General features: G+C 69.1%; 23 protein-coding genes and 1 pseudogene. 9 read left to right on the forward strand and 15 right to left on the reverse strand.

The features are described 5' to 3' along the window. Positions 1-71 precede the first annotated feature (71 nt). Positions 72-275 carry a DUF6207 family protein gene (locus tag EOT10_RS40140; RefSeq protein ID WP_127833310.1) on the forward strand — a complete coding sequence of 68 codons (204 nt, stop codon included), beginning with the start codon at positions 72-74 and terminating at the stop codon, positions 273-275. A gap of 202 nt (positions 276-477) precedes the next feature. On the opposite strand, the gene EOT10_RS40145 is transcribed toward EOT10_RS40140, so the two are convergent. Next, complete coding sequence (locus tag EOT10_RS40145) at positions 478-693, reverse strand: hypothetical protein (protein WP_127833311.1); 216 nt, start codon at positions 691-693, stop codon at positions 478-480. Positions 694-737: 44 nt separating this feature from the next. Then, positions 738-1,109 (reverse strand): hypothetical protein, encoded by a 372-nt coding sequence (locus tag EOT10_RS40150; protein WP_127833312.1) that lies wholly within the window; start codon positions 1,107-1,109, stop codon positions 738-740. A 60-nt stretch (positions 1,110-1,169) separates the two neighbouring features. Here EOT10_RS40150 and EOT10_RS40155 point away from each other — a divergent pair, with 60 nt between their 5' ends. After that, a complete protein-coding gene (locus EOT10_RS40155; RefSeq protein WP_127833313.1) occupies positions 1,170-1,508 on the forward strand; it encodes a DUF6233 domain-containing protein in 339 nt (112 codons plus the stop codon). Between the two features lie 255 nt (positions 1,509-1,763). Here the strand turns inward: EOT10_RS40155 and EOT10_RS40160 are convergent, their stop codons facing one another. The 3 genes from EOT10_RS40160 to EOT10_RS40170 all read right to left on the reverse strand — a co-directional run bounded on the left by EOT10_RS40160 (position 1,764) and on the right by EOT10_RS40170 (position 3,970). Then, the gene (locus tag EOT10_RS40160; protein WP_127833314.1) at positions 1,764-1,958 is read right to left on the reverse strand and encodes a hypothetical protein; all 195 of its coding nucleotides are present in this window, start codon (positions 1,956-1,958) and stop codon (positions 1,764-1,766) included. 643 nt (positions 1,959-2,601) lie between these two features. Further along, on the reverse strand, positions 2,602-3,540 hold the full coding sequence (gene ku / locus EOT10_RS40165) for a non-homologous end joining protein Ku (protein ID WP_127833315.1): 939 nt from the start codon (positions 3,538-3,540) through the stop codon (positions 2,602-2,604). A gap of 145 nt (positions 3,541-3,685) precedes the next feature. Then, a complete protein-coding gene (locus EOT10_RS40170; protein ID WP_127833316.1) occupies positions 3,686-3,970 on the reverse strand; it encodes a hypothetical protein in 285 nt (94 codons plus the stop codon). Positions 3,971-4,174: 204 nt separating this feature from the next. Between EOT10_RS40170 and EOT10_RS40175 the strand changes: the two genes are divergently transcribed. Continuing rightward, entirely contained in the window at positions 4,175-4,534 is a 360-nt protein-coding gene (locus EOT10_RS40175) for a DUF8825 domain-containing protein (RefSeq protein WP_127833317.1), read from the forward strand. A gap of 39 nt (positions 4,535-4,573) precedes the next feature. On the opposite strand, the gene EOT10_RS40180 is transcribed toward EOT10_RS40175, so the two are convergent. The 3 genes from EOT10_RS40180 to EOT10_RS40190 all read right to left on the reverse strand — a co-directional run bounded on the left by EOT10_RS40180 (position 4,574) and on the right by EOT10_RS40190 (position 6,246). Continuing rightward, a complete protein-coding gene (locus EOT10_RS40180) occupies positions 4,574-5,359 on the reverse strand; it encodes a hypothetical protein (protein WP_127833318.1) in 786 nt (261 codons plus the stop codon). Positions 5,360-5,422: 63 nt separating this feature from the next. Next, the gene (locus EOT10_RS40185) at positions 5,423-5,779 is read right to left on the reverse strand and encodes a hypothetical protein (protein ID WP_127833319.1); all 357 of its coding nucleotides are present in this window, start codon (positions 5,777-5,779) and stop codon (positions 5,423-5,425) included. Next, the gene (locus EOT10_RS40190) at positions 5,776-6,246 is read right to left on the reverse strand and encodes a DUF6247 family protein (protein WP_127833320.1); all 471 of its coding nucleotides are present in this window, start codon (positions 6,244-6,246) and stop codon (positions 5,776-5,778) included. Before EOT10_RS40190 ends, EOT10_RS40185 begins: the two co-directional genes overlap by 4 nt. 360 nt (positions 6,247-6,606) lie before the next feature. Between EOT10_RS40190 and EOT10_RS42500 the strand changes: the two genes are divergently transcribed. Together EOT10_RS42500 and EOT10_RS40200 are read left to right on the forward strand one after the other, a co-directional pair. Next, positions 6,607-7,275 carry a hypothetical protein gene (locus EOT10_RS42500; RefSeq protein WP_223281518.1) on the forward strand — a complete coding sequence of 223 codons (669 nt, stop codon included), beginning with the start codon at positions 6,607-6,609 and terminating at the stop codon, positions 7,273-7,275. Between the two features lie 40 nt (positions 7,276-7,315). Continuing rightward, positions 7,316-7,516, forward strand: coding sequence for a LexA family protein (locus EOT10_RS40200; RefSeq protein ID WP_223281519.1), 201 nt, complete (start codon positions 7,316-7,318; stop codon positions 7,514-7,516). Positions 7,517-7,597: 81 nt separating this feature from the next. Here the strand turns inward: EOT10_RS40200 and EOT10_RS40205 are convergent, their stop codons facing one another. Beyond that, positions 7,598-8,134, reverse strand: coding sequence for a hypothetical protein (locus tag EOT10_RS40205; protein ID WP_189492729.1), 537 nt, complete (start codon positions 8,132-8,134; stop codon positions 7,598-7,600). 59 nt (positions 8,135-8,193) lie between these two features. Then, entirely contained in the window at positions 8,194-9,789 is a 1,596-nt protein-coding gene (locus EOT10_RS41610) for an acyltransferase (protein WP_223281520.1), read from the reverse strand. 1,009 nt (positions 9,790-10,798) lie between these two features. Here EOT10_RS41610 and EOT10_RS40220 point away from each other — a divergent pair. Next, a complete protein-coding gene (locus EOT10_RS40220; RefSeq protein ID WP_127833324.1) occupies positions 10,799-12,052 on the forward strand; it encodes a WD40 repeat domain-containing protein in 1,254 nt (417 codons plus the stop codon). A 234-nt stretch (positions 12,053-12,286) separates the two neighbouring features. Here EOT10_RS40220 and EOT10_RS40225 read toward each other — a convergent pair whose 3' ends face one another. The 3 genes from EOT10_RS40225 to EOT10_RS40235 all read right to left on the reverse strand — a co-directional run bounded on the left by EOT10_RS40225 (position 12,287) and on the right by EOT10_RS40235 (position 14,182). Next, positions 12,287-12,490, reverse strand: coding sequence for a hypothetical protein (locus EOT10_RS40225; protein WP_127833325.1), 204 nt, complete (start codon positions 12,488-12,490; stop codon positions 12,287-12,289). Beyond that, positions 12,487-12,849, reverse strand: coding sequence for a hypothetical protein (locus tag EOT10_RS40230; RefSeq protein ID WP_127833326.1), 363 nt, complete (start codon positions 12,847-12,849; stop codon positions 12,487-12,489). Before EOT10_RS40230 ends, EOT10_RS40225 begins: the two co-directional genes overlap by 4 nt. Before the next feature lie 121 nt (positions 12,850-12,970). Then, positions 12,971-14,182, reverse strand: a complete 1,212-nt coding sequence (locus EOT10_RS40235) for a helix-turn-helix domain-containing protein (protein WP_127833327.1) — start codon at positions 14,180-14,182, stop codon at positions 12,971-12,973. Positions 14,183-14,533: 351 nt separating this feature from the next. On the opposite strand from EOT10_RS40235, the gene istA reads away from it, so the two are divergent. From istA to EOT10_RS40250, 3 genes are read left to right on the forward strand one after another with little or no spacing between them, the layout of a single operon-like run. Continuing rightward, positions 14,534-16,165 (forward strand): IS21 family transposase, encoded by a 1,632-nt coding sequence (gene istA / locus EOT10_RS40240; protein WP_189492741.1) that lies wholly within the window; start codon positions 14,534-14,536, stop codon positions 16,163-16,165. Further along, complete coding sequence (istB, locus tag EOT10_RS40245) at positions 16,162-16,959, forward strand: IS21-like element helper ATPase IstB (protein WP_127833329.1); 798 nt, start codon at positions 16,162-16,164, stop codon at positions 16,957-16,959. Before istA ends, istB begins: the two co-directional genes overlap by 4 nt. Before the next feature lie 56 nt (positions 16,960-17,015). Then, positions 17,016-18,005 carry a phosphotransferase family protein gene (locus tag EOT10_RS40250; protein ID WP_127833330.1) on the forward strand — a complete coding sequence of 330 codons (990 nt, stop codon included), beginning with the start codon at positions 17,016-17,018 and terminating at the stop codon, positions 18,003-18,005. Positions 18,006-18,448: 443 nt separating this feature from the next. Here the strand turns inward: EOT10_RS40250 and EOT10_RS40255 are convergent, their stop codons facing one another. Both EOT10_RS40255 and EOT10_RS42505 read right to left on the reverse strand, forming a co-directional pair. After that, positions 18,449-19,816: an MptA/MptB family glycosyltransferase gene (locus tag EOT10_RS40255; RefSeq protein WP_127833331.1), complete on the reverse strand. Its 1,368-nt coding sequence runs from the start codon at positions 19,814-19,816 to the stop codon at positions 18,449-18,451. 259 nt (positions 19,817-20,075) lie between these two features. Then, positions 20,076-20,186: pseudogene (locus EOT10_RS42505) on the reverse strand (amino acid transporter); the annotation flags it as partial. Between the last annotated feature and the right edge of the window lie 113 nt (positions 20,187-20,299).

The raw sequence follows: 20,299 nt of genomic DNA on the forward strand, positions 1-20,299 counted from the left end.
CACCGCGCCCGATCGCGTGAAGCGCGCCCCCGGAACGAACCCCGCACCGGGCGTGCGTCGTCATGCTCACCATGAGCACCCTGCACCAGAACGTTCCCGGGCACGTCAGCGTCACCATCGCCGGGGCGGACGAGACAACAGTCCTCGCCGTCGCCCAGGCCCTGAGCGCCTGCCACAACGTGACCGGACCCACCGATCCCTTCCGTGTACCGGGAGAACCAGGCGTCCGCGTCCACGTCTACGGCCACACAGACGCTGTCGACTACGCCGGCTGATACCCGGCCCACGGGTCACCTCACGCGGGTGACCGTGGCCAGCCACCGCGTGCCAAGGCGCCGCCATCCGGTCCGGACGCCGCGCACTGAGCGTTCGCATCAAACGCACTCCGCCTTGCCGGACGCGCGAAGCGCGACGAAGCCTGAGCCGATAACGAGCAGATAGCGCCCGGCGCGGATGGCCTCCTTCAGTGCGACGCACTCAGGCGGGAAGCTCCTCGTCGGCGCGGCCTCCGGCTCCGAGGGTGCGCCGCGGGGCCGGTACTGGCTCTGTGGGGCCTCCGACCACGCCCCGGGCGCGCAGCTCGGCGACGTCGGGGAGGCGGATGCCGGGCAGGGCGTGGATCAGGTCTGCCTGGGAGGCGCGGATGGTGCTCGGGGCCTGGGGGCCGGAGCCAAGAGCACGGCGGGCTGTCACGTGATCATGGTACGGGCGGTGTGCCCGGCACTGCGGCCGGAGCATCAGGAACTGCGGTCCGGGGTCAGGGCTTTCTCGTGCATGGGGTCAACGAGCAGCACGAGGGCCGTCGAGATGCTGGCGCGGTGGGCGGCCTCGCGGACGGCGGCCATGGTCTCGGTGAGCGGTACGGGCGGGGCGGGTGGCTGCTTGGTGCTGGTGATCATGCAGGTGCGGCATAGGTCGAGCCAGCGGCGCCCGACGTCGGTGTCGATGGCCCGTGTGGCGCGTGCCGGGGTGCCACAGGCTGCGCAGGGGGCCGGGTGGGGGCGCAGGCGCCGGGTGTTTTGTGCGTCGCTGAGCGGGCCGTTGGGGGCTGGCGGCAGTGCAGCCGCGTCGATGGCGAGGGTCCGCAGGACGGCGACGGTGGGGGTCATGGGGGCGGGGGTTCCTTCCTGGGGGCGATCGTCGCAGACCAGGGACGTAATATCGAACATGTGAACGATATTCCGCCGCTTTCGCGTCTTGACCTGCTCCGCTTCCTGGAGCGTGTGCAGGCCGGTGACCTCCGGCGCACTCATCGGTGGATCGAGGAGGAGGAGCGGCGGGAGGCGGAGCGGGCCCGGGGTGCGGCGGCGCACGCGCCGGATCCGGACTGGCTCATCGAGATGGCCCTCAGCGGGCGTGCCCCGGTGTACGTGCACACGGGCGGCTGTCACATGGCGGGGAAGCGGTCCCGGGGTGTCGAGCGGGGGCAGGCACTGCGGGCTCTGGCCGAGTCCGTGCCCGCGTGCCCGCACTGCCGGCCGGATACCGAACTGGGGCTCCTCGACTAGAGCCGGTGCGCCGCTAGAGCCGTGCGCCGCTGGGCCACGGCCTGCAGCCCCACGATCCTGCCGCGCCCGCGAACCCCACCGACCGCCCGCGGGGTCAGCGCAACCCGGGCCGACATCGAGGCGGCTGCGCGAGCGGGGCGCGCTCAGTTCGTTGACCCGCGAGGCCCCGCTCACCCTCCGTGTCGACCAGGTCCTGCCGCCCTACGAGCAAGAAGAACGCCGGTGAAAGTCTCCGGTGAGACTGAAGCCGTCCGCCTAGCGGTGGTGGCCGATCCATGCGACACCGAGCACGGTCGCCGCGCTGATCCCGGCCGCAGTGACAGTGCCGACGACGGCGATCCACGCACTGGTGCCGGTGACCACGGCCATCGCGAGGGCGGCGGTATCGAGAACGGCCACGAGGGCGGCGATTCCCATGATGGCGATGATGATTTTGGCCTTGGGCGGCACGAGCGGTCTCCCTGGGTCGTAATGCAGAGGTCGTGTGGGTGCGCACGGCCCCAAGATGAACTGCCGTCTATGGGGCACGCAACCCGCCCAGGGGTATATTCGCGCAGGTCAGAGCCACTTTTCCGATGCAGTGGCGGCATGGTTTCGGGTGGCTCCGGCTCGCGTTTTCCGACCACGGATTCGTCTGGAATCGGCCGGAAAAACCGGATGAGCCGCCTGCGTATTCGCATGGGATCGGCCCGCGAATCCACTCGGAACAGCTACGGATCCTGGTACCTGCCGGGGCGGGCATGACTCCGACCTGGGCAACTACCGGGCGCCTGCACGGTCGTCCTGGCCGAAAGGCGGAACGTGCCTGGCGCCCTACGGACGCCCTAGGGACGTCCTAGTGCATCCGCCCCGTGCGGTCTAACTGTGAGGTTTCCGGGCCGTTGCTATCCGATCCGCAGTCCCGTTGGCAGGGGGATTGCAGGCGGACAACCTCTTTGGGCGAACCACTCGTTCGGGTGAACGCGGCCACACGGCGCCCGCCCCGGTTCCCTGTCCTACCGGCCGTGGGATGGCGTTCCGTTCGCGACGGTCTGGCGCTACTCACCACCTGGGGGGTAGCTATACGAGGGAACCCGCGCCCCGGCCCCGCTTCCTAGGCGCTGCGCCTGGGCGGCTTCTTCGCCGCGGTCTTCTTGCCGGTGGTCTTCTTCACCGCGGCCTTCTTGGCTACCGGCTTCTTCTCGGGCGCCTTCTTGGTGACGGCCTTCTTCGTCATCGGGTGCACGGTCGCGTCCTCTGTGCTCTCGCCCCGGGATGCCTTCGCCTTTTGCACACTCTCGTGGAGGGCGGCCATCAGGTCGACGACCTCCCCGGCCGGCGCCTTGGGCTCGGCCGCCTGCGGCGTGGGCGTGCCCTTCTGCTTGGCGGTGATGAGGTCAGCGATGGCCTCGGTGTACCGGTCGACGGCGACGTCTTCGGGGATGGTGTCGGTGGACAGCGCGTCCATCAGGGCGAGGGCCTCGTCGATCTCGCTCTCGGGCACTTCCACCGGGGTCGGGGCCAAGCTCTCTGGGGAGCGGATCTCGTCGGGCCAGCGCATCGCGTGCAGCACGATCACGGTGTCCTTGATGCGGAGCAAGCCCAACCTTTCGCGCCCGTGCCACGCGAACTTCGCGACCGCCGCCTTGCTGTTGCGTTCGAGGGCCTGTCGCAGGAGCGTGTACGGCTTGATCGCGACCTGGCCGCCCGGCTCGAGGAAGTAGCCCTGCCCGATGCGGATGGGGTCGATGGACTCGTACGGCACGAAAGCATGGATCTCGATCGCCTTCGCGGTGGGGAGCGGCAGGTCGTAGAGATCTTCGTCAGTGACCGCGATCAGGGCGTCCTTGCTGATCTCGTAGCCCTTGGCGATCTCGTCCGCCGGGACCTCGCGGTCCTCCAGCTCGCAAAACTTCCGCGTGCGGATCCGGGCGTGGTCCGCGAGGTGGTACTGGTGGAAGCGGATCGAGTGGTCCTCGGTCGCGGCGGTCACCTTGATAGGGATCGTGACCAGGCCAAAGCTGATCGCTCCGGACCAGACGGCGTGGGGCATCAGTGGACGACCTCCAGGCCCCCCTGGCGGGCAGACTTCCAGCCTAGAAGTCGACGGATGGGTGCGCATGCTCGCGCCCCGTTCGCCAGACGCAGTGCCGCCGGCGGACCCGCGAATCCGGGCCCTGCTCCGTCTGGTACCTCGCTCAGTGGCCCCGGTCCCACGGGATCGGGTACGAGACGGTCGGCGTCGGCTGCGGCCGTGGCCTGTCCCAACCGGGGAACTTCACCGGGTACACCGTCGACCGGGGGCGGGGCGTCTGCTTTCCGGAGCCGTCTGCGCTGCCGGCCTTTGTGGTGCCGGCGAAGCCGACGACCACCAGGGCGACGGCGGCCAGGATGGTCATCTCATGCCGTGCGCCGGCCGCCCATCGCGAGTGCGCCCGGACCTTCGTGCCGTCCGCGCGTACGTACTCCTTCACGTGCACCACTGGCTGCTCCCCCGACTTGGCCCGGTGCGCCTTCGCGCACGGGACCCACCAGGAAAGCAGCCGTCACTGACAACACATCCGGAATCGCGGGGAGTTGTAGTTCTCAGGGACCAGATCCGGTCACGGTCTGAGCCTGAGTGCCCGCCACGCCTGACCTGCCGGGAGACGCCGGGAGCGGCCACGTAGTCGAACTAATATCGGGCTATGGCCACAGATTTCCCCAGTGATCTCCTCGCTGCACGCCGCGACCTCGACGCCGCCTACGCCGCCCTCGCGGCGCTGTCCCGGACGCTGCCCTGGTCTGTGGAGCCGGACGAGACCGGTATCGCCGCGACCGGCCACGGCCCCCACGACATCGCGCGGCCGCCGACTCCGGGCTACACGGAGCAGGACGCCGTCGAGATCGCCCGACTCAAGGCGGACGTCATGCGCCTCGCCACGTCCGTGACCACTCACGAGTTCTGGAGCAGCCTTTCCGGCCCGGACCTGGTCGAGGCGCGCATGGGACTGATCAACGCGGCGAAGGCGCCTGCAAGGCTGCCCGACATCGTCGAGGCGGCCTAGGAACGGCACCTCGCGCTCACGGCAGCCGGGCAGCCGCAGTCACAGGACGGTGCCGGACAGGGCGCGGCGGTCGCCGGATATCGCGTAGCGGCGGGCGGCGAGACCGTGTTCGAGGGGTTCGCCGATCTGCTCGCACAGCAGTGCCAGGACGTCGGCGGCCTCGGTGTCGGACAGGTGCGCGGGGGCGACTTCGAGCATCAGCTCGCCGATCGCGTGGCTGCTGGCGGCGAGGTCGTCCACGACGGCGCGCAGCGCGGCGAGCGCGGGATCCGTCGGCGGACCGGCGGGCGGCGGGGGTGGGGCGGTGCGGATGTCGCGGACGGCCTGGCGGACCACCGCGCGCACCGTCGGCCCGTCAAGGGTCTTCAGGCCGCTGTGGGCGAGCGCGGCGAGTCGGCGGGTGATCAGCTCCGCGACGTCGGCGCTGCGGGCGGAGACGTCGATCAGGGCGCGCTGGGACAGGCCGAAGTCGAGCGCGGCCGCGGCGGCCGGGTCGGTGTCTCGCGTGCGAGACAGCTCGGTGCCGGCGGTGACGGCGCCGTGGATCGCAGCCAGGGCGCGTGCGACGTCGAGGAGCCGGTACGCCTGAGCGCGGGAGATCCCGAACTCCGCCCCGCAGTACGACTCCCAGCTGTTGTGGCCGAGCGGCGCCCAGACGCGGGCGGCGTGCGCGTCGCGGACCCGGGCGGCGAGCACCGCCACGGAGCGCCGTACGTCGTCCATCGCCGCACGCAGGCCGGCCGTCATCTCCCGGGCGCGGGCTGCGTTGAGCGGCGGCCTCGCCGGTTCGACGACGTCGCCCTGGTCCTGGTCGCGGGTGCCCATGACTCCATCGTCCTGCGCACCGGCAGGCCAGGCCAGGGCGTACGGAAGCACTCGGCCGCGAGGTCAGCGGTCGGTTGCCTTGGGGTGGCCGGTGGAGGCGCGGTCGATCCAGACCGTGCGGCGCTCGACGTCGAGCAGGTACCAGACGCGGCCGCCGGCGGTGACCTCGATCTGCCAGCGGTCCATCGTCTCGCCGCGGTGCTCGCCGCGGGCCAGCTCGCCCTTGAGCCGGTGATGGCGCTCGGTACGGGCGGCCGGGGCCGGGTCCGTTCGCATCAGGTGCCAGGCGGCGCGGGTTTTGCCCGCGGCCTGGGCACCCAACTGCTCCCATCCCTTGGCGGCCTCGCCATTGGCGAAGCGGATATCCCACTCGTCGGGACCCGGCGGCGGGGCGGCGCGGTCTCCGCGCTTTGGGCTCACGCGGCGGTTCCGGGCTCGGGCACCGGTCCGTAGTCCTCGCCCGAGTCGGTGGTCAGCGCGGCGTAGAGCTCGGGATCGGCATGCACCTCGGCCGTGTGCCGCCACTCGGTGAGCAGCTGGGCCACGCCCGCGGTGTTGTCCAGGGACGTTGCGGCGCCGAGCGCGTCGACCAGCTCGACGGAGAACTCGCGCACGTCGTGCGCGGGGAGGTAGCGCACCCACGGGAAGGTCGCCGGCAGCACGTCCAGGACCAGGGTGCGGCCCTGGGGGGTGCGCATCATCTCCACGAACATCCGGCTGGTGGCGCCCATCACCTCGTGGTCCTGGTCGGCCCGCGCGGCGGTGGTCAGCACCAGGTCCTCGTCATCGCGGCGGCGGAGCACTATCCGCCGCGCGCCGCGCAGGTTCGCCAGCGTGGCCTTGGGCTTGTTCAGCAGTTCCGAGAGAGTCAGCTCCAATACGCTCATGACTTGAAGCTTAGTTGACAAGTCCGGGATTCGCGCGTCACGGGGACGGCCGGTGAGGCCGGCCTTGACCGCGAGAACGCTAGACTTCCATGACCGAGCGTTGCGGTTGGCCACTGAGCGTTGCGGTTGGCCCGTTGAGCGTGCGCGCGGGGCACACCGGCGCCGACCGGTGATCTGGCGATCTTGCCGTCGGCACACTGCGCAGTAGCGCTCTTCTTGGCGCTTGCGGTACGGCGAGGCCGGGCAGCACCTGTTGCAGGGCGGCGGGAATTCGCCGGGGGCAGGGGAAGTTGGCGAATTCACTTGATCCGCCGCGCGCCGTGCCACCGCCTGTCCTCTGCCTCATCAGGAGTCCCCTGCATGACCACTGTGCCGTCATGGTTCCCGATCGCCGCGATAGCCACCATCGGCCTCAGCCTCTTCGCGGCCCCGCTGCTCACCCGCCGTCAGGAGAACGGAAAGCTCCAGGCCAGCGCCGAGGCGGATTTGCGCGCCTTGGTCGTGGACCTGCGCGCCGACGTCGTCCACGCCCGCCAGGAGCTGGACCGCAACTCGGCGTACGTGCCCGATCTCTTCACCGGGCAGCCGCTGGTCGACTTCACCGCGAAGGCAGTGGGTCTCGCACGGAGGCTTCCGTCGCGCCGTCAGCGCAAGGTCGTCGCTGCACTCGTTGTTCTCGTCGGCCGGTGGCGGATCGAGCTGGCAGAGGACATCGGCCCGGCGTGGCTGCGGAGCCGCGAAGCGCTCGCAAAGGGGGAGGACGCCGCGTTGGCCCCCACGTCCGGGCTCATGGATGAGCCGAAGCTGGACTTCGTCATGACCAACCACCAGGCCCGGGCCATCAAGGCGGGCGATGAGGATGACGGGCTGCTCGGGAAGATGCGCACGGCGCAGCTCCCGGCTACCGAGCACCCGACGGCGCTTGCGGCCGTCGACCGACTCCTGGCCGTTGCTGGTGGCGCGCACCGGCTCGGTCAGACGTGGTGGCAGAAAGTTCTCCGCCATGCGCCACTGTCCGAACGTCGCTGAGGCCGTATTCGAGGGTCGCGGCAAGCGCACTCTCAACTGGGTGGCACCCGGTCCAGGAAAGCGCCGCATCGTCGCGTGCGCGCGTGAGTGGATCGCCGAGCACGGCGAGGCACCGTCCGTGCGTGAGCTGGGCGCGGCCGTGGGGCTGACCGGCACGTCCAGCGTCGCGTATCACCTGCGGCGGCTGCGGGATCAGACCCGGGGTCGGCCCAGCGGCCGGTGCCCGCACTGCGGGCAGTGACGGCCCGTTCCAAAACTTTGGAATGGACGCTCAGCGGCCCGGCACGCGTAGTGCGTGCCGGGCCCTGTCGTTGTTCTGGTGTCAGGCGCTGATGCCGACGGAGCCCACGTAGGCGTAAGCCGCGTAGTCGCTGTCGAGGTCGGTGATGATGTCGTCCCAGATCTCGTCCAGCATGTTCTCGTCCTGGGCGGCCCAGGCATCGACCAGGTCTTCCCACACGTACCGGACGACGATCGAGCGCTCGGAGATGTTCGAGCGGGAGCGGGGTTCGGGGACGGCGGACTGGTCGACGGGGTAGATCTCCATCCGCCGGCCCTGGCCGTGGTTGTCGAGGTGCCGCTTGAGCCATCCGGACCTGATCAAGTTCTCGCGACGGCGCACCCAGTACGCCGCGTCGAGCCGGTCGAGGTTCGCCCTGGAGGGGCGGGACTTGCCCTTGAACCACGACTTCATGGCGCGGTCGCTAACGCCCTGCGCGCGCAGGGCTTCGCGGCCGGCCTTGCTGTCGAGGTAGTGGATGCGGGCGTTCTGGCCGCGCTTCGACCCGATGGGGGAGGCGATACCGGAGCTGTAGACGATCCGGTTCAGCTCCAGAATCAGGGCCTCGGCGCCCTTCATTCCCCGGGCGCTGTATTTCTCCCAGGCGCCCCACCGTGCCCACAGTCCCTCTGACCCCATTACGGCTTACCCCCGAGCGTGTAAATGTCCTTCGCCTTCACCTGGTTCAGGTCTCGGCCCTCCGGGAAAACCGGGCGCCAGTCCCCGGCGACGTGAAGTTCGTCGGTGCCCGACATTTGCACCACCGTCAATCCAGCGCCGTGGGCCTTATATGCCTTGCGCCACAGATTCGTGAACGCCTTCGAGCGAATAATGTGCATCCAGTCCGGGCGGCGAATTTCCGTGTTGGTGCTGGATTCGCCGATCGTGGACACGAACTTAGAATACATGGACTTCACGTACTCGACGGCGATTTCGTCGCCTTCTGCGATAGCGGTTTTCCGGGATTCCGCGAGTGCCCGGCGCAGCTTTTCGAGGAGGCTTTCCGTGCCGCCGGACAGCAGGGCCTTGTGGATGACGGGTGCCTCGCACAGGCCCCACTTCGCGCAGTCGAGCAGCAGCCGCACCAGGGAGTCGGGGACCCAGACGGGCCCGGGCTCCTTCCTGGCCCCCAGGGGGTTGGGCAGGCCGTCGTGGTCCCATGCGGGCGGGGTGATCCGGTAGACGCCGGACCGCTTCGGATCGTGCACGCCCGTCGTGTCTTCCACCAGTTTTCCGACCGGGAGCCAGCATTTGAACGCGGACAGGTAGGCCGCGTTCATGTCCAGGGTGGTCACCTCGATCTGCTCGCCTTTTCGGGCTGCGTCGAAAGCGGTCTTGTTCCGCCACTTCGGGCGGCCTTCCCAGATTTCGTCCGCACCCTTCTGCGACTTCTTCCGCAGAATGTCGTCGGTCGGCGGGAACTTGCTGTGCGCGTAGCGTCCTCCGACGCGGGAGCGCTCGAAGAGTGCCATGACGTCCGGGATCGCGGTCTTGATGAGCGCGGCCTGCGCCGCCTCGATGTCCCCCTGCGACCAGGCCAGGACGTCCCGCACCCGGGACTGGATCTGGTCGACGAGGGTGCCCGAGGCGTAGCCAGGCGCGCGGCTCGCCGCCGGCGCCTGATCTGCCGGAGCCGGAGCCGGAGCCGGAACGGGGGCGGGGGCCGCGTCGACGGCCGGAGCGGGCTCCGCCGCGGGCGCGGGTTGCGGGTCGCCGGCGTACGGCACCGCGGGCTCCCCCGGACCCGTGGGCACGAGCTCCTCCTCCTCGAGGTCCTCAAAGTCGTCGGCAAACTCATCCGCGTAGTCAGCGAGCGGCTCGGCCGCGTCCAGGGCCTTGGCGCACTCCTCGCGCGTCAAGTGCTGCCAGATGCCCTCCACTTCGTCCGTGGCGGGCTGTCCGCACAGCACACACGGCCCGCTCAGGGCCTCGCTGCGCGGCACCGATGCAGGGCTTGGCGTGGGCGCCGCGAGGGGCGCAGCGGGCGGGAGAGAGGCCTGCCCGACGCCGGATCCGAGGGAGGACAGGACCATGACCGCGTGCGTGGGACCGGCCAGCAGATCGAGCACCCCCAGCCGGTAGTGCGCCGCCAGCCTGTCGACGTCCTCCAGGGTCCAGTGCTGCTTCCCGCTCTGTTTGCGCGACACCTGCGCCTGCGCCTGACCCAGCGCCGTCGCGAGATCCCCCTGCCGCTCACCGGCACGACTCATGAGCGCCGTCACCGTGAGCCTCAACAGTTCTTCAGTACCCAGCATGCATGCCACCCTAGCACTTCATATGCTATTTCTGCATAGGGAATGCTGGATCCGTTCTCTTGGTGGGGCGGCCTCTCCCCCTGAAGGACACAGCGAAGCGCCCCGCACGGCCAGGCGTGCGTGACCACCGTCTTCAGCTGGGCGCTCATCGCTGGGCCTGCCGCATCACGAACCGCAGCCACGTGCTGTGGGCGCACAACGCCGGGGCGTCGGTGCACTGCTCACAGTGCTGCTCGTGATCGAGCTGCGCCGGATAGACGTGGCACATCGCGCAAGGGTGACAGCCGCAGCGAAATCAGCGGGCCGCGGTGCCCTGCGGCTCGGACAGCCCGCCAGGGAGTGGGCCGTGGATGGGCGGCACCTCAAAGGTGTTGCTCGAGGCGCTTCCCGCGCCGGACCGGCGGGGGTAGCCCGTGGACGGCATCCGACGCCTGTCGCCCGCTTCTGTTGAGGCTGGGGACTCCGATCGATCCCCGAGCGTGGCAATGCCCCACTACCGTGGGCAGACGGGACTTCCTGAAGGGCAGGGGCGGATGGATCCAATCTCGATAGCGTTGCTGGCGGCGTTAGCCGGAGGATTCGGCGGGGAAGCCGGCCGTCAAGTCTGGGTTTCGCTACGCGATCTAGTCCGCCGTCCCCTCAACCGATCCGATGGCGCGCCTGCCCTGCCAGCGGTCAGCTCGGGCGAAGTGGAGTTGACCGCACTTGTGCAAGCTCCGGACGAGACCGAACATGCCCAGGCGCTGAGCACAGCGCTAGCAGTTCGGGCCGCGGTCGATCCGGACTTTGCCTCCGCCCTTGGTACATGGGCTGAACAGGCCCACCGCGTAGACGCCATGAGGTCTGGGGTAAGTAATGAGATCAGCGGCGGCACCCAGTATGGCCCGGTACTGCAGGGCCTCAACTACTCCCAGCTGACCTTCAACGCGGCACCCGCGCCCGCAGATCAAGGCGGAGCAGTAGAAGGGCTGGACTCCGAGGGCGAGCAGTGACAGACGCTGCGGACGACGACGTCCGCAACGACGCGGCGACAACCCACAACGTCGTCCAAGGCCACTCTCGAATCCACGGCTTCGTCGTACAGGCGGGAACGATCGAAGGAGGCGTGCACGTCCACCCTCCCCAGACACCGCCCCCCGCGCCGTCGCTTCAGGCTGGGATAGTGCTCCGTGTCGAACGCAACGGTGAGGCTCTCGAGTTTTTCGACTCGGAGCTGGCCCTCCTGTGGGTCACCGCAGCTCTCGGCCCACAGCCGACTCCCACCCTGTCGGGGCCGGTGCACCGCGACGATGCCCCCATCACCGAACGCTTGGCAACAGCAACGCGAGCGTTGACCCTCACCGGCACGGTCTTGAGCGGGCATACCGGCAACGTCACGGCGGTGGCCTTCGCCCCCGAGGGGCGGATTTTGGCGACTGCCTCCGAGGACAGCACCACGCGACTATGGAACGTAGCCGCTGGTTCCCCGTCGGGCGCGCCACTTACCGGGCACCATGACGGCGTACGGGCCGTGGCCTTCTCCCCTAACGGTTGGCTGCTGGCAAGTGGGGGCCGTGACCACACAGTGCGATTGTGGGACTCGATCACGGGCGAACAAATCGGACAACCGCTCACGGGGCACACTGGGGCGGTGTGGGATCTCTCCTTCTCCCCCGACGGCACACTGCTGGCGAGCGCCGGGATGGACCGCACGATATTCCTGTGGGACCCGACCACGCGCGCCGTCGTCGGATCTCCACTGACGGGCCACACCAGTGGGGTCGACACCGTGACGTTCTCCCCGGACGGACGTCTCCTAGCAAGCGGAGGAGGGGACACCGTCGTGCGTCTGTGGGATCCCTTGAGCCGCCAGCCCGTCGGCGCACCGCTGACAGGCCATAACGGTGCGGTACGCGCGTTGGCCTTCTCCCCCGACAGCCGCCTTCTCGCGACCGGCAGCTGGGACGAGACCGTGCAGGTGTGGGACACCGCCACCTTCCGGCCCGTCGGGACCCCCTTGATGGGGCACCGCAACGCGGTCCGGGCTGTAGCCTTCTCCAGCGACGGCAGACTGCTCGCGAGCGCAAGCATGGACCGGACGATACGCCTATGGGACCCGGCCACCGGCCTTCCCATCGGATCCCCACTCACCGGTTACGTCAACGGCCTCAAAGCAGCGGCGTTCGCCCCCGATGAGCCTTTGCTGGCGAGTGCCGACGGAAGCACAGTACTGCTCTGGCGCGCATCAACGGAGCCAGCATAAGAGCGACCGCCAGTACGACGAGGTCCATCCACGACGGCAGTCTGGGGAGCCGGGCCGCGATGCGCTCGTCTCATATGCGGGTCACGGCGGTGCGGCTCCTCGGCCCGGCCGCTCTCCCCGGCCTCGACGCCGCCCTGCACGACGTCGTGTTGGGCGGCCGCCCCTACTGCTCGCCATCGGACGGCCGCCCCGCCCCGCCGCCGGTCACCTCCAAGCACCCGGCAGCGGGGAGTCTCAGTCAGCCTGTGTCTCGCCGGGCCTGCTCGGCCAGCTCGTGCCGGCGCGGACGCCGTCGCGGAGCTCGCCGCTGTAGAAGTGCCGGTGTTCGCCGTAGTGGCCGGCCGACAGGGTGCAGCGCCGTGTTCCTTCGGGCTGACGGATGAAGCAGATGCCGGGAATCTCCACGTGCTCCTCCGACGTCTTGCGCCTGGCGCTCATCGTCGGGCCTGCCGCATCACGAGGCGCAGCCAGGTGCCGTGGGCGCAGAGCGCCGGGCGGTCGGTGCACTGCTCGCAGTTCTGCGTGTGGTCGAGCTGTGCGGGATAGACGTGGCGCATCGTGCAGGGGTGGCAGCCGCGGGGAAACCAGCGGGCCGGGGTGCCGTGGGCGTCCGTCTCCCGCGCACCGAGATCGATGGCGGTGGAGTTGCTCAGGGCGACGGCGCACCACACGCAGGCCCTTCCGCGTACCTGCGGCTCGGACAGGCCGCCGGGGGGTGGGACTTGGACAGGGGGCGCCTCAAGGGTGTTGCTCGGTCCGCTTCCCGCGCCGAACGCTCGACCCGTAATCTCGGCCATGTCGACTCCTGTTGGTCGGCCGGCCCCGGGACCGGTCACACGGTTGCCGGGGCGCTGTACGACTCATGGAATCGGCGCGCTACTGAGCGTGACAGTGACGTGGCGTCCTAGTTTCGCGACGCTATGCGCCGACCCCCAGGAACTCGGCCAACGGCCTCAGCCCCGGAGGGCGGTTGGGGAGCGCCCACAGATCGCGCACGATGGCCACCGCCAGGGTGTGATGCTGCATCCACGTCGGTGCCACCCGGCGAAGTGACTCCAGGGCCTTCACCGCCCCCACCGCGTCGCCCAGATCCGTATGGGCCCGGGCCACGTCCAACAGCAGCCACGTCCTCCACGAGGGCGGGGTGTCCTTGCTCAGCCGCATCCCCTTCGCCAGCGTCAGGGCCTGCTCCGGGTGCCCGTACTGCACGGCCAGCCGCACGCGCTCGATGCGAACCGACGACGGACTGAACACGCTGACCATCCGGCTGTCGCTGCCCTGCGGCAGCCTGGCCACCCGAGCCGCTTCCTTCTCCGCGTTCTCCATCAACGCAGCGGCCCGCTCGTAGTCATTGCTGCGCGCGGCCGACGTGGCGGCCGACATCGTCAGCGCACCCCAGACCTTCAGCCCGTCAGCGGTCGCTGTCAGTCCGCTCTCCTTCGTGCCGTCCGCGGCGTGCAAAGCGATGCTCAGGGCGTCGCCGAGGCGCCCTTGCCGCTGGTAGGTCCACGCAACGGAATTGACGATCATGGGGCGAAGTAGCGGGTCAGACGAGTGCCCTGCGGCATCTATGCCGCGCTCCAGGCCGATCAGGGCAAGGTCCGTTTTCCCCATCCGTACGGCGACGTGCCCGGCCAACTGAAGGGCCTTTCCCAGCGCCGCGAAACCCTCTCCCCGGTCTGCACTGTCGGGCGACGCCGTGGCGGTGCGCGCGTCCGAAATCATGTCGGGAAGCGACTTCATCACCGTGTCGAACTCGGCCGCGTGGTACTGCGTCCAGCCCTCTGCGATCTGCTCGCGCAACTCGGACAGCGAGAAGTCGGGCCCGGGCGCCTTCGGCTCAGCCACCCACAGCGCCGGCATGATGGCGCGCCGCACCGCCACGAACCGCGGCCCGTCGTTCTCCCCCGTCGAGACGGCAGGAGGATCCCCCAGCAGAGTCGTCAGCTCCACACCCAGGCCGCTCGCCAGAGCGTGGAGAGTGGGCAGGCGCGCCGAGTGCTTCCGCCCCTGCTCAAGCTGCCGAATCACGTCCACGGACACATCGGAACGCTCGGCCAACTCCTCTTGCGTCAGGGACGCCAGGCGGCGCAAGCGCCGCAGAGTCCGCCCCAGATCGTCGGTAGCCACCCGGCCACCGTACGCCGCCCCTGCGACGGCAGAGAGTGCCCGTCCGCGGCAGGAACCCGGGCATAACGAAAGCCCCCTGCGTGGCCGCGAGGACCCACAGGGGGCGATGTCGGTAACCCCTGCTGTACCGGCCAACGTCCCGCTCCCCTGCTTCGCCCTGCTCCGACAGTCCAATTACCCAAGGCCCACAGGACGGGTGGCTTTATCGAGCAGTAGTGACGTCGCTTGTCGATGAGTTTGGGAGGCGCCCCGTTCCACGGACGGGTGGTGTTGATGAGTTTGGGAGGCACCAGGTCTCTTGCCAGGGCAGCATCGGGATGCTCCTGGTGAAAGGTGCTGGTCATGCCGCAGATGTCGAAGGTCGAGCTGTACGCGGCGATCCGGCGTGACCATCGCGGCGGCATGTCGATGCGGGAGCTCGAGCGCAAGCACGGCGTGACGTGGCGGACGGTTCGCAAGGCACTGGATTCGGCCTGGCCTGAGCCTCGGAAGAAGCTGCCGCCCCGGGCGACCGCTCTGGACCCGTACAAGCCAGTGATTGACGGCATCCTCCGCGGGGATTTGGATGCTCCGCGCAAGCAGCGGCACACCGTCACCCGCATCTTTCACCGCCTCGTCGACGAGCACGGGGCGGACGTCTCCTACGGGATGGTCCGCTACTACGTTGCCGCCCGGAAGCCGGAAATCCTGGTCGAGTCCGGCAAGGCCCCGCTGGAGGCGTTCGTCCCGCAGACCCACCAGCCCGGGCACGAGGCGGAAGTCGACTTCGGCGACGTGACAATCCGTCTCGCTGGCGAGCTGGTGACCTGCTACTTGTTCTCGTTCCGCTTGTCGTATTCGGGCAAGGCCGTCCACCGGGTGTTCGCCTCCTGCGGCCAGGAAGCCTTCTTCGAAGGCCACGTCCACGCGCTGCGGACGCTGGGCGGCGTCCCGCGGAGCAAGGTCCGCTACGACAACCTCAAGGCCGCCGTCGCACGGGTGCTGGGACTCAGTCGAGCCAGGGTGGAGGCCGACCGGTGGATCGCCTTCAAGTCGCACTTCGGCATTGAGAGCTTCTACTGCCGTCCGGGCATCGAAGGCGCCCACGAGAAGGGCGGCGTCGAAGGGCAGATCGGCTACTTCCGCCGCAACCACTTCGTTCCCGTCCCTGAGGTCGCCTCGCTCGCGGAGCTGAACGAGATGGTTGAGCAGTGGGACCGGCAGGACGACGCACGCCGCATCGGCGCCCGGTCCAAGACCGTCGCCGAGTGCTTCGCACTCGAGCAGCCGTTGCTGCTGCCGTTGCCCGAGGAGCCGTTCGAGACGGGCCGGCTGTTCACACCGAGGGTCGACCGCTACGGCCAGATCCCGGTCCGAACCAACCGCTACTCGGTGCCGATCCGGTTGATCGGCAAGCGGGTGCGGGTCGTCTTGCACGCTTCTCACCTGGTGGTTTACGACCAGAACGTGGAAGTGGCCCGGCACGAGAGGCTGATCGCCAAGGGCGCCGTCCGCCTGGATCTGGATCATTACCTGGAGGTCTTGGTCCGCAAGCCCGGCGCGTTTCCCGGCTCCACCGCCCTCGAGCAGGCACGCTCAGCGGGCAAGTTCACCCCCGTCCATGATGCCTGGTGGGCTCAGGCTCAGAAGGTCCACGGCGAGCGGGACGGCACCCGGGCCCTGATTGAGGTCCTGCTGCTGGGACGGCACCTGCCGCACGAGCACATCGTCGCCGGCCTGGCCGCGGCTCTGCGGGCCGGGGCGATGACCGCCGACGCAGTCGCTCTGGAGGCCCGCAAGGCCGCCCAGGCCGAGACCGAACCTGACCTGGCAGGGCGGCCGCTGCCTGGCACACCGCCGGCGAACGTGACGTCCCTGCACGAGTGGAAGCTGTCTCATCTCCCGCCGGACACCAGGCCCCTGCCGTCGGTGACCCCCTATGACCAGTTGCTCCGACGTCGTCGCGTCAGCGGCGGTGACCACCGAGAGGGAGAAGCACAGTGACTCTGCCCCGCCAGCGAGGCTTGACCGAGCAGGCTGCCGACGCCGCCATCGACACCGCCTGCCGCATGCTGCGGCTGCCGTCGATCCGCAATGAGTTCACCGAGATCGCCGACCGGGCGATGAAGGACCAGATGACCTACCGCGGCTTCCTCGCCGAGCTGCTGATGGCCGAGTGCGACGACCGGGCCCGGCGCCGCTCGGAACGGCGGATCAAGGCGGCAGGCTTCCCGCGGGAGAAGTCCCTGCGGGCGTTCGACTTCGACGCCAACCCCAACATCGACCCCGCCACCATCCACACCCTCGCCAGCTGCGAGTGGATCAAGAAGAGCCAGCCTCTCTGCCTGATCGGCGACTCCGGCACCGGCAAGTCCCACATGCTGATCGCCCTGGGCACCGAGGCCGCGATGAAGGGCTACCGCGTCCGTTACACGCTGGCCACCAAGCTCGTGAACGAGCTGGTCGAGGCTGCCGACGAGAAGCAGCTGAACAAGACCATCGCCCGCTACGGCCGCGTCGACCTCCTCTGCATCGACGAACTCGGCTACATGGAACTCGACCGGCACGGCGCCGAGCTGCTGTTCCAGGTGCTGACCGAGCGGGAGGAGAAGAACAGCGTCGCCATCGCCTCCAACGAGTCGTTCGGCGGCTGGACCAAGACCTTCACCGACCCCCGCCTCTGCGCGGCCATCGTCGACCGCCTCACCTTCAACGGCACCATCATCGAGACCGGCACCGACTCCTACCGCCTCGCCAGCACCCGAGCACGAGCCGAAGAACCTGCCAAGGCCGGCTGATTCACTTGAAGCCGACTCGGCCCAACGGTGCATCTGGCCGGGGATAGGGTCGGCGGATGCGCCAGTTCACGGATAGTGAAGCCTTGTCAGGGATCGTGCATGAGGCACTGGGGGCGGAGGCCCGCGTTGTCGGAGTAGACCGGTTGCGCGGCGGGAGCAAGAAGGGGGTCTACCGGGTTCACACGAGCGGATCACATGCAGCGAGCGTGATCGTCTACAGCTGGGCCGAGAATGAGAACTTCTGGCCGACTGCGGAAGCCATCGACCCGGCCCACCCCTTCGCTCCCGCCTCCGGGCTGGCCCCCTTCCTAGCGGCCCAACGGAGACTGGACGGCCTTGGAGTCCGGGTTCCAGGGGTGCTTCTCGCTGACGACAGCCGACGCCGCTACCCGGCGGACGTGGCAGTTGTCGAGGACGTTGCCGGCGGCACTCTGGAAGCGCTCCTGAAGACGGCTCCCGCACGCGCATCACATGCCTTGAGCGAGCTGGCCGCAATGCTCGACGTGATGCACCAGCAGCACAGTCAGCACTACGGCAGGGTGGACGTGCTCGAACGGGGCGACAAAGCGAGTGGCGATTCATGCGAGCAACTGGTGCTCGAACGTTCCACCGAGGACCTCGCTGAGGCGGCCGAACGCGACCCCAGCATCGGATCAGCCGCAGCTTCCTTGCACGATCGCTTGCAGGAGCTGGCCACACGAGTGGCTCCGCGCACACAGCACGGGCTGATCCACGGCGAACTCGGGCCCGACCATGTCCTGGTCGATGCCTCCGGACACCCCGTCCTCATCGACATCGAGGGCCTGATGTTCTTCGATGTCGAGTGGGAGCACGTATTCCTGCAGCTTCGTTTCGGTGACCAGTACCCAGCCTTGTCCCGCCCCGGACTCGATCCAGCACGGCTCGACCTCTACATGCTCGCGATGCGTCTCTCACTGGTGGCTGGCCCCCTTCGGCTCCTCGACGGCGACTTCCCGCACCGCACGGTGATGCAGGAAATTGCCGAGCACAACGCGAAGGAAGCGCTGGCTCTGTTGGTCTCATAGCACCGCGTCCGCCACATACGCATCGCTTCGGCCGCTACATGCCTCGACGGCCAGCCGCCCTGACGGGCGGCTGGCCGTCGAGCGTTCCCCTCACTCACTCGGCAGTGCCGTCATTTCTCCTCGACACTCGCGAGTCGGCTGATCGACAACTGACTCCAGAACCGGTCGACAATCGCTGTTCTTGGAGATGAACGAAGCCAGCATCAAGAACTGCGGTCCGGGGTCAGGGCTTTCTCGTGCATGGGGTCGACGAGCAGTACGACGGCCGCCGAGACGCCGGCGCTGCGGGCCTCGCGGACGGCGGCCATGGTCTCGGTGAGCGGTACGGGCGGGGCGGGGAGCCTGCTTGGTGCTGGTGATCATGCAGGTGCGGCACAGGTCGAGCCAGCGGCGCCCAACGTCGAGAATCTCGCCCCGGCGCAAGGCTCCATCCGCGAGGCGCGTCATGCGGACCAGCCGTGCCCGCCGCCGTTGTTGACTAGGGCGAGGGCAGCCGTGGCGGCGACGAGGTACCGGGTGAGGCGGCCTTGGGGACACAGGACTGCCGGGACCCAGGGGAGAGCCGCGTACCAGGGCATCGACCATGGAGCCGTGAGAACCCAGGCGAAGGCGAGCGCGAACGGTACGGCGACGGCAGGGGGAGAGCCCGCCGGCGTACAGCGGTGAAGGGCCCAGGCCAGTACGAGCATCAGGCCGGGCCACAGCAGACGGATGGCCGTCGCGGTCGCATCGGGCCCCAGAAGTTCGCTTCCTAGCCAGTCGAACACCATCCACAACGACGGGAACGAGACCATCCGTGAGGCGGCCGAGAGCGGGGCGAGAGCGTGCAGACCGTACACGCTGTAGAGGAGTGCGATGGTCAGCGCGGCCACCGAGGCCTGCCGGGAGACTCGCCGCCAGGCTCTCACTCGCAGCAGCGGCCAGGCCAGTGCGACGCCGAGCAGGGCCGCACTGATCTTGACGCAGCAGGCAAGGCCGACCAAACCCCCGATGAGCAGGTCATGGCGCAGGCGGGGAGTTCTGCGCGCCAGATGGATCGCGCCGACGGCGAGAGCGGCCACGATGGTGTCCAGATGTCCGCCTCCGACCAGCACACCGATCAGCAGTGGGTTGGCGACCCACAGCAGCCCGGCCGTGACGGGATCGTCCGCAGTGCGGATCAGCAGATAGCCGGTGCCCAGGAAGACGCAGGCGTTGGCCAGCATCAGGGCCCAGATCGTCAGCCACGGCCGCTCACCGCCGAGGCATGCCGCCGCGCTCTGCCACCATGTCGCGACCGGTCCGTACACGGAGGTGGTGTCACGCCAGGCGACGGCCACAAGTTGGGCGTAGGGGCCTCCCAGTTGGGCGGGGGAGGTCAGGTACGGGTCACCGCCGAGCGCGGCGATACGGCCGTACGCCGCATAACTGGCCGTGTCGGAAGACCCGACCGGGGTGAGGTTGGCGACGACGAGCACCGCGAGCGCGCCCGTCAGGAAGAGGAGACGGGAGTCCGGGCTCCAGCCCCGCCGACGGGCGCTGAGCATGCCGAGCGTGCCGAGGCAAGACAGGGCGATGGCCGCGATGGTGACCGTCTGGGAGAGGACGTCGGGCATGGCCGGCAGCGCGCGCCAAGTGGTGGGGACCGTGAGTGTGTTGTGATTGGGGGCGGCGGAGCCCACCAGGGCGAACAGCGTGACACCCGCCGCGGATATGGCCACCGCGGTGCGGGGACGGGGCTGGGCGACGGCCGCCCGCACCGGTTGGACGACCGCCCGAAGCCGTGCCGGGGACGGGGGAATCCACTCGTTGTCGTCGGTCGTCAAGTTCAACCTCTGTGTCCTGCTCGGGCGTTGTCCGTCGGGGTACACGCTGCCCTTGGCCCGACCCGCCCGACAACCCCGCTTTCCGGATACATACCGGGGGAACGTGTGATCGTCTGCTCCGTGGGTGTTCGGGGCTTGCGACAGTGTGAACGTTCGGTCACGAGCTCACTACGGCCATCTTGGGTCGCTGCGCCAGTCGTCCTCGGGCCAGGACCGCCTCGGCCTCGGACCTGGACGTTGCCCAGGCTGGTCGTCGAACCCAGCTTCATGTTCCGGCGACGAGTGTGGCGCCCAGCGCGAGCATGGTGACGGCGACCAGGGCGTCCACTACGCGCCAGGCCGTGAGCCGAGGCAACAACGGGCCGAGCAGCCGGGCAACTCCCCTCCACGGGCCACGTTGCCCTTATCTGTTCCGCGCAGCGTGCACCTGTGCCAGACGGGGCAGGTGCGACCGCGTGTTATGACCTAATCCGCCGGTATGAAACCCGG

The organism is Streptomyces antnestii, from assembly GCF_004005495.1.
GTDB lineage: Bacteria > Actinomycetota > Actinomycetes > Streptomycetales > Streptomycetaceae > Streptomyces > Streptomyces antnestii.

Excerpts from the sequence above, each read along its gene's own strand:
- EOT10_RS40225 (WP_127833325.1), bottom strand. The coding sequence starts at position 12,490 with ATGAGCGCCAGGCGCAAGACGTCGGAGGAGCACGTGGAGATTCCCGGC.
- EOT10_RS40180 (WP_127833318.1), bottom strand. The coding sequence starts at position 5,359 with ATGGGCACCCGCGACCAGGACCAGGGCGACGTCGTCGAACCGGCGAGG.
- EOT10_RS40190 (WP_127833320.1), bottom strand. The coding sequence starts at position 6,246 with ATGAGCGTATTGGAGCTGACTCTCTCGGAACTGCTGAACAAGCCCAAG.
- EOT10_RS40205 (WP_189492729.1), bottom strand. The coding sequence starts at position 8,134 with ATGAAGGGCGCCGAGGCCCTGATTCTGGAGCTGAACCGGATCGTCTAC.
- EOT10_RS40230 (WP_127833326.1), bottom strand. The coding sequence starts at position 12,849 with ATGGCCGAGATTACGGGTCGAGCGTTCGGCGCGGGAAGCGGACCGAGC.
- EOT10_RS40140 (WP_127833310.1), top strand. The coding sequence starts at position 72 with ATGAGCACCCTGCACCAGAACGTTCCCGGGCACGTCAGCGTCACCATC.
- EOT10_RS40250 (WP_127833330.1), top strand. The coding sequence starts at position 17,016 with ATGCGCCAGTTCACGGATAGTGAAGCCTTGTCAGGGATCGTGCATGAG.
- EOT10_RS40150 (WP_127833312.1), bottom strand. The coding sequence starts at position 1,109 with ATGACCCCCACCGTCGCCGTCCTGCGGACCCTCGCCATCGACGCGGCT.
- EOT10_RS40175 (WP_127833317.1), top strand. The coding sequence starts at position 4,175 with ATGGCCACAGATTTCCCCAGTGATCTCCTCGCTGCACGCCGCGACCTC.
- istA (WP_189492741.1), top strand. The coding sequence starts at position 14,534 with ATGTCGAAGGTCGAGCTGTACGCGGCGATCCGGCGTGACCATCGCGGC.
- ku (WP_127833315.1), bottom strand. The coding sequence starts at position 3,540 with ATGCCCCACGCCGTCTGGTCCGGAGCGATCAGCTTTGGCCTGGTCACG.
- EOT10_RS42500 (WP_223281518.1), top strand. The coding sequence starts at position 6,607 with ATGACCACTGTGCCGTCATGGTTCCCGATCGCCGCGATAGCCACCATC.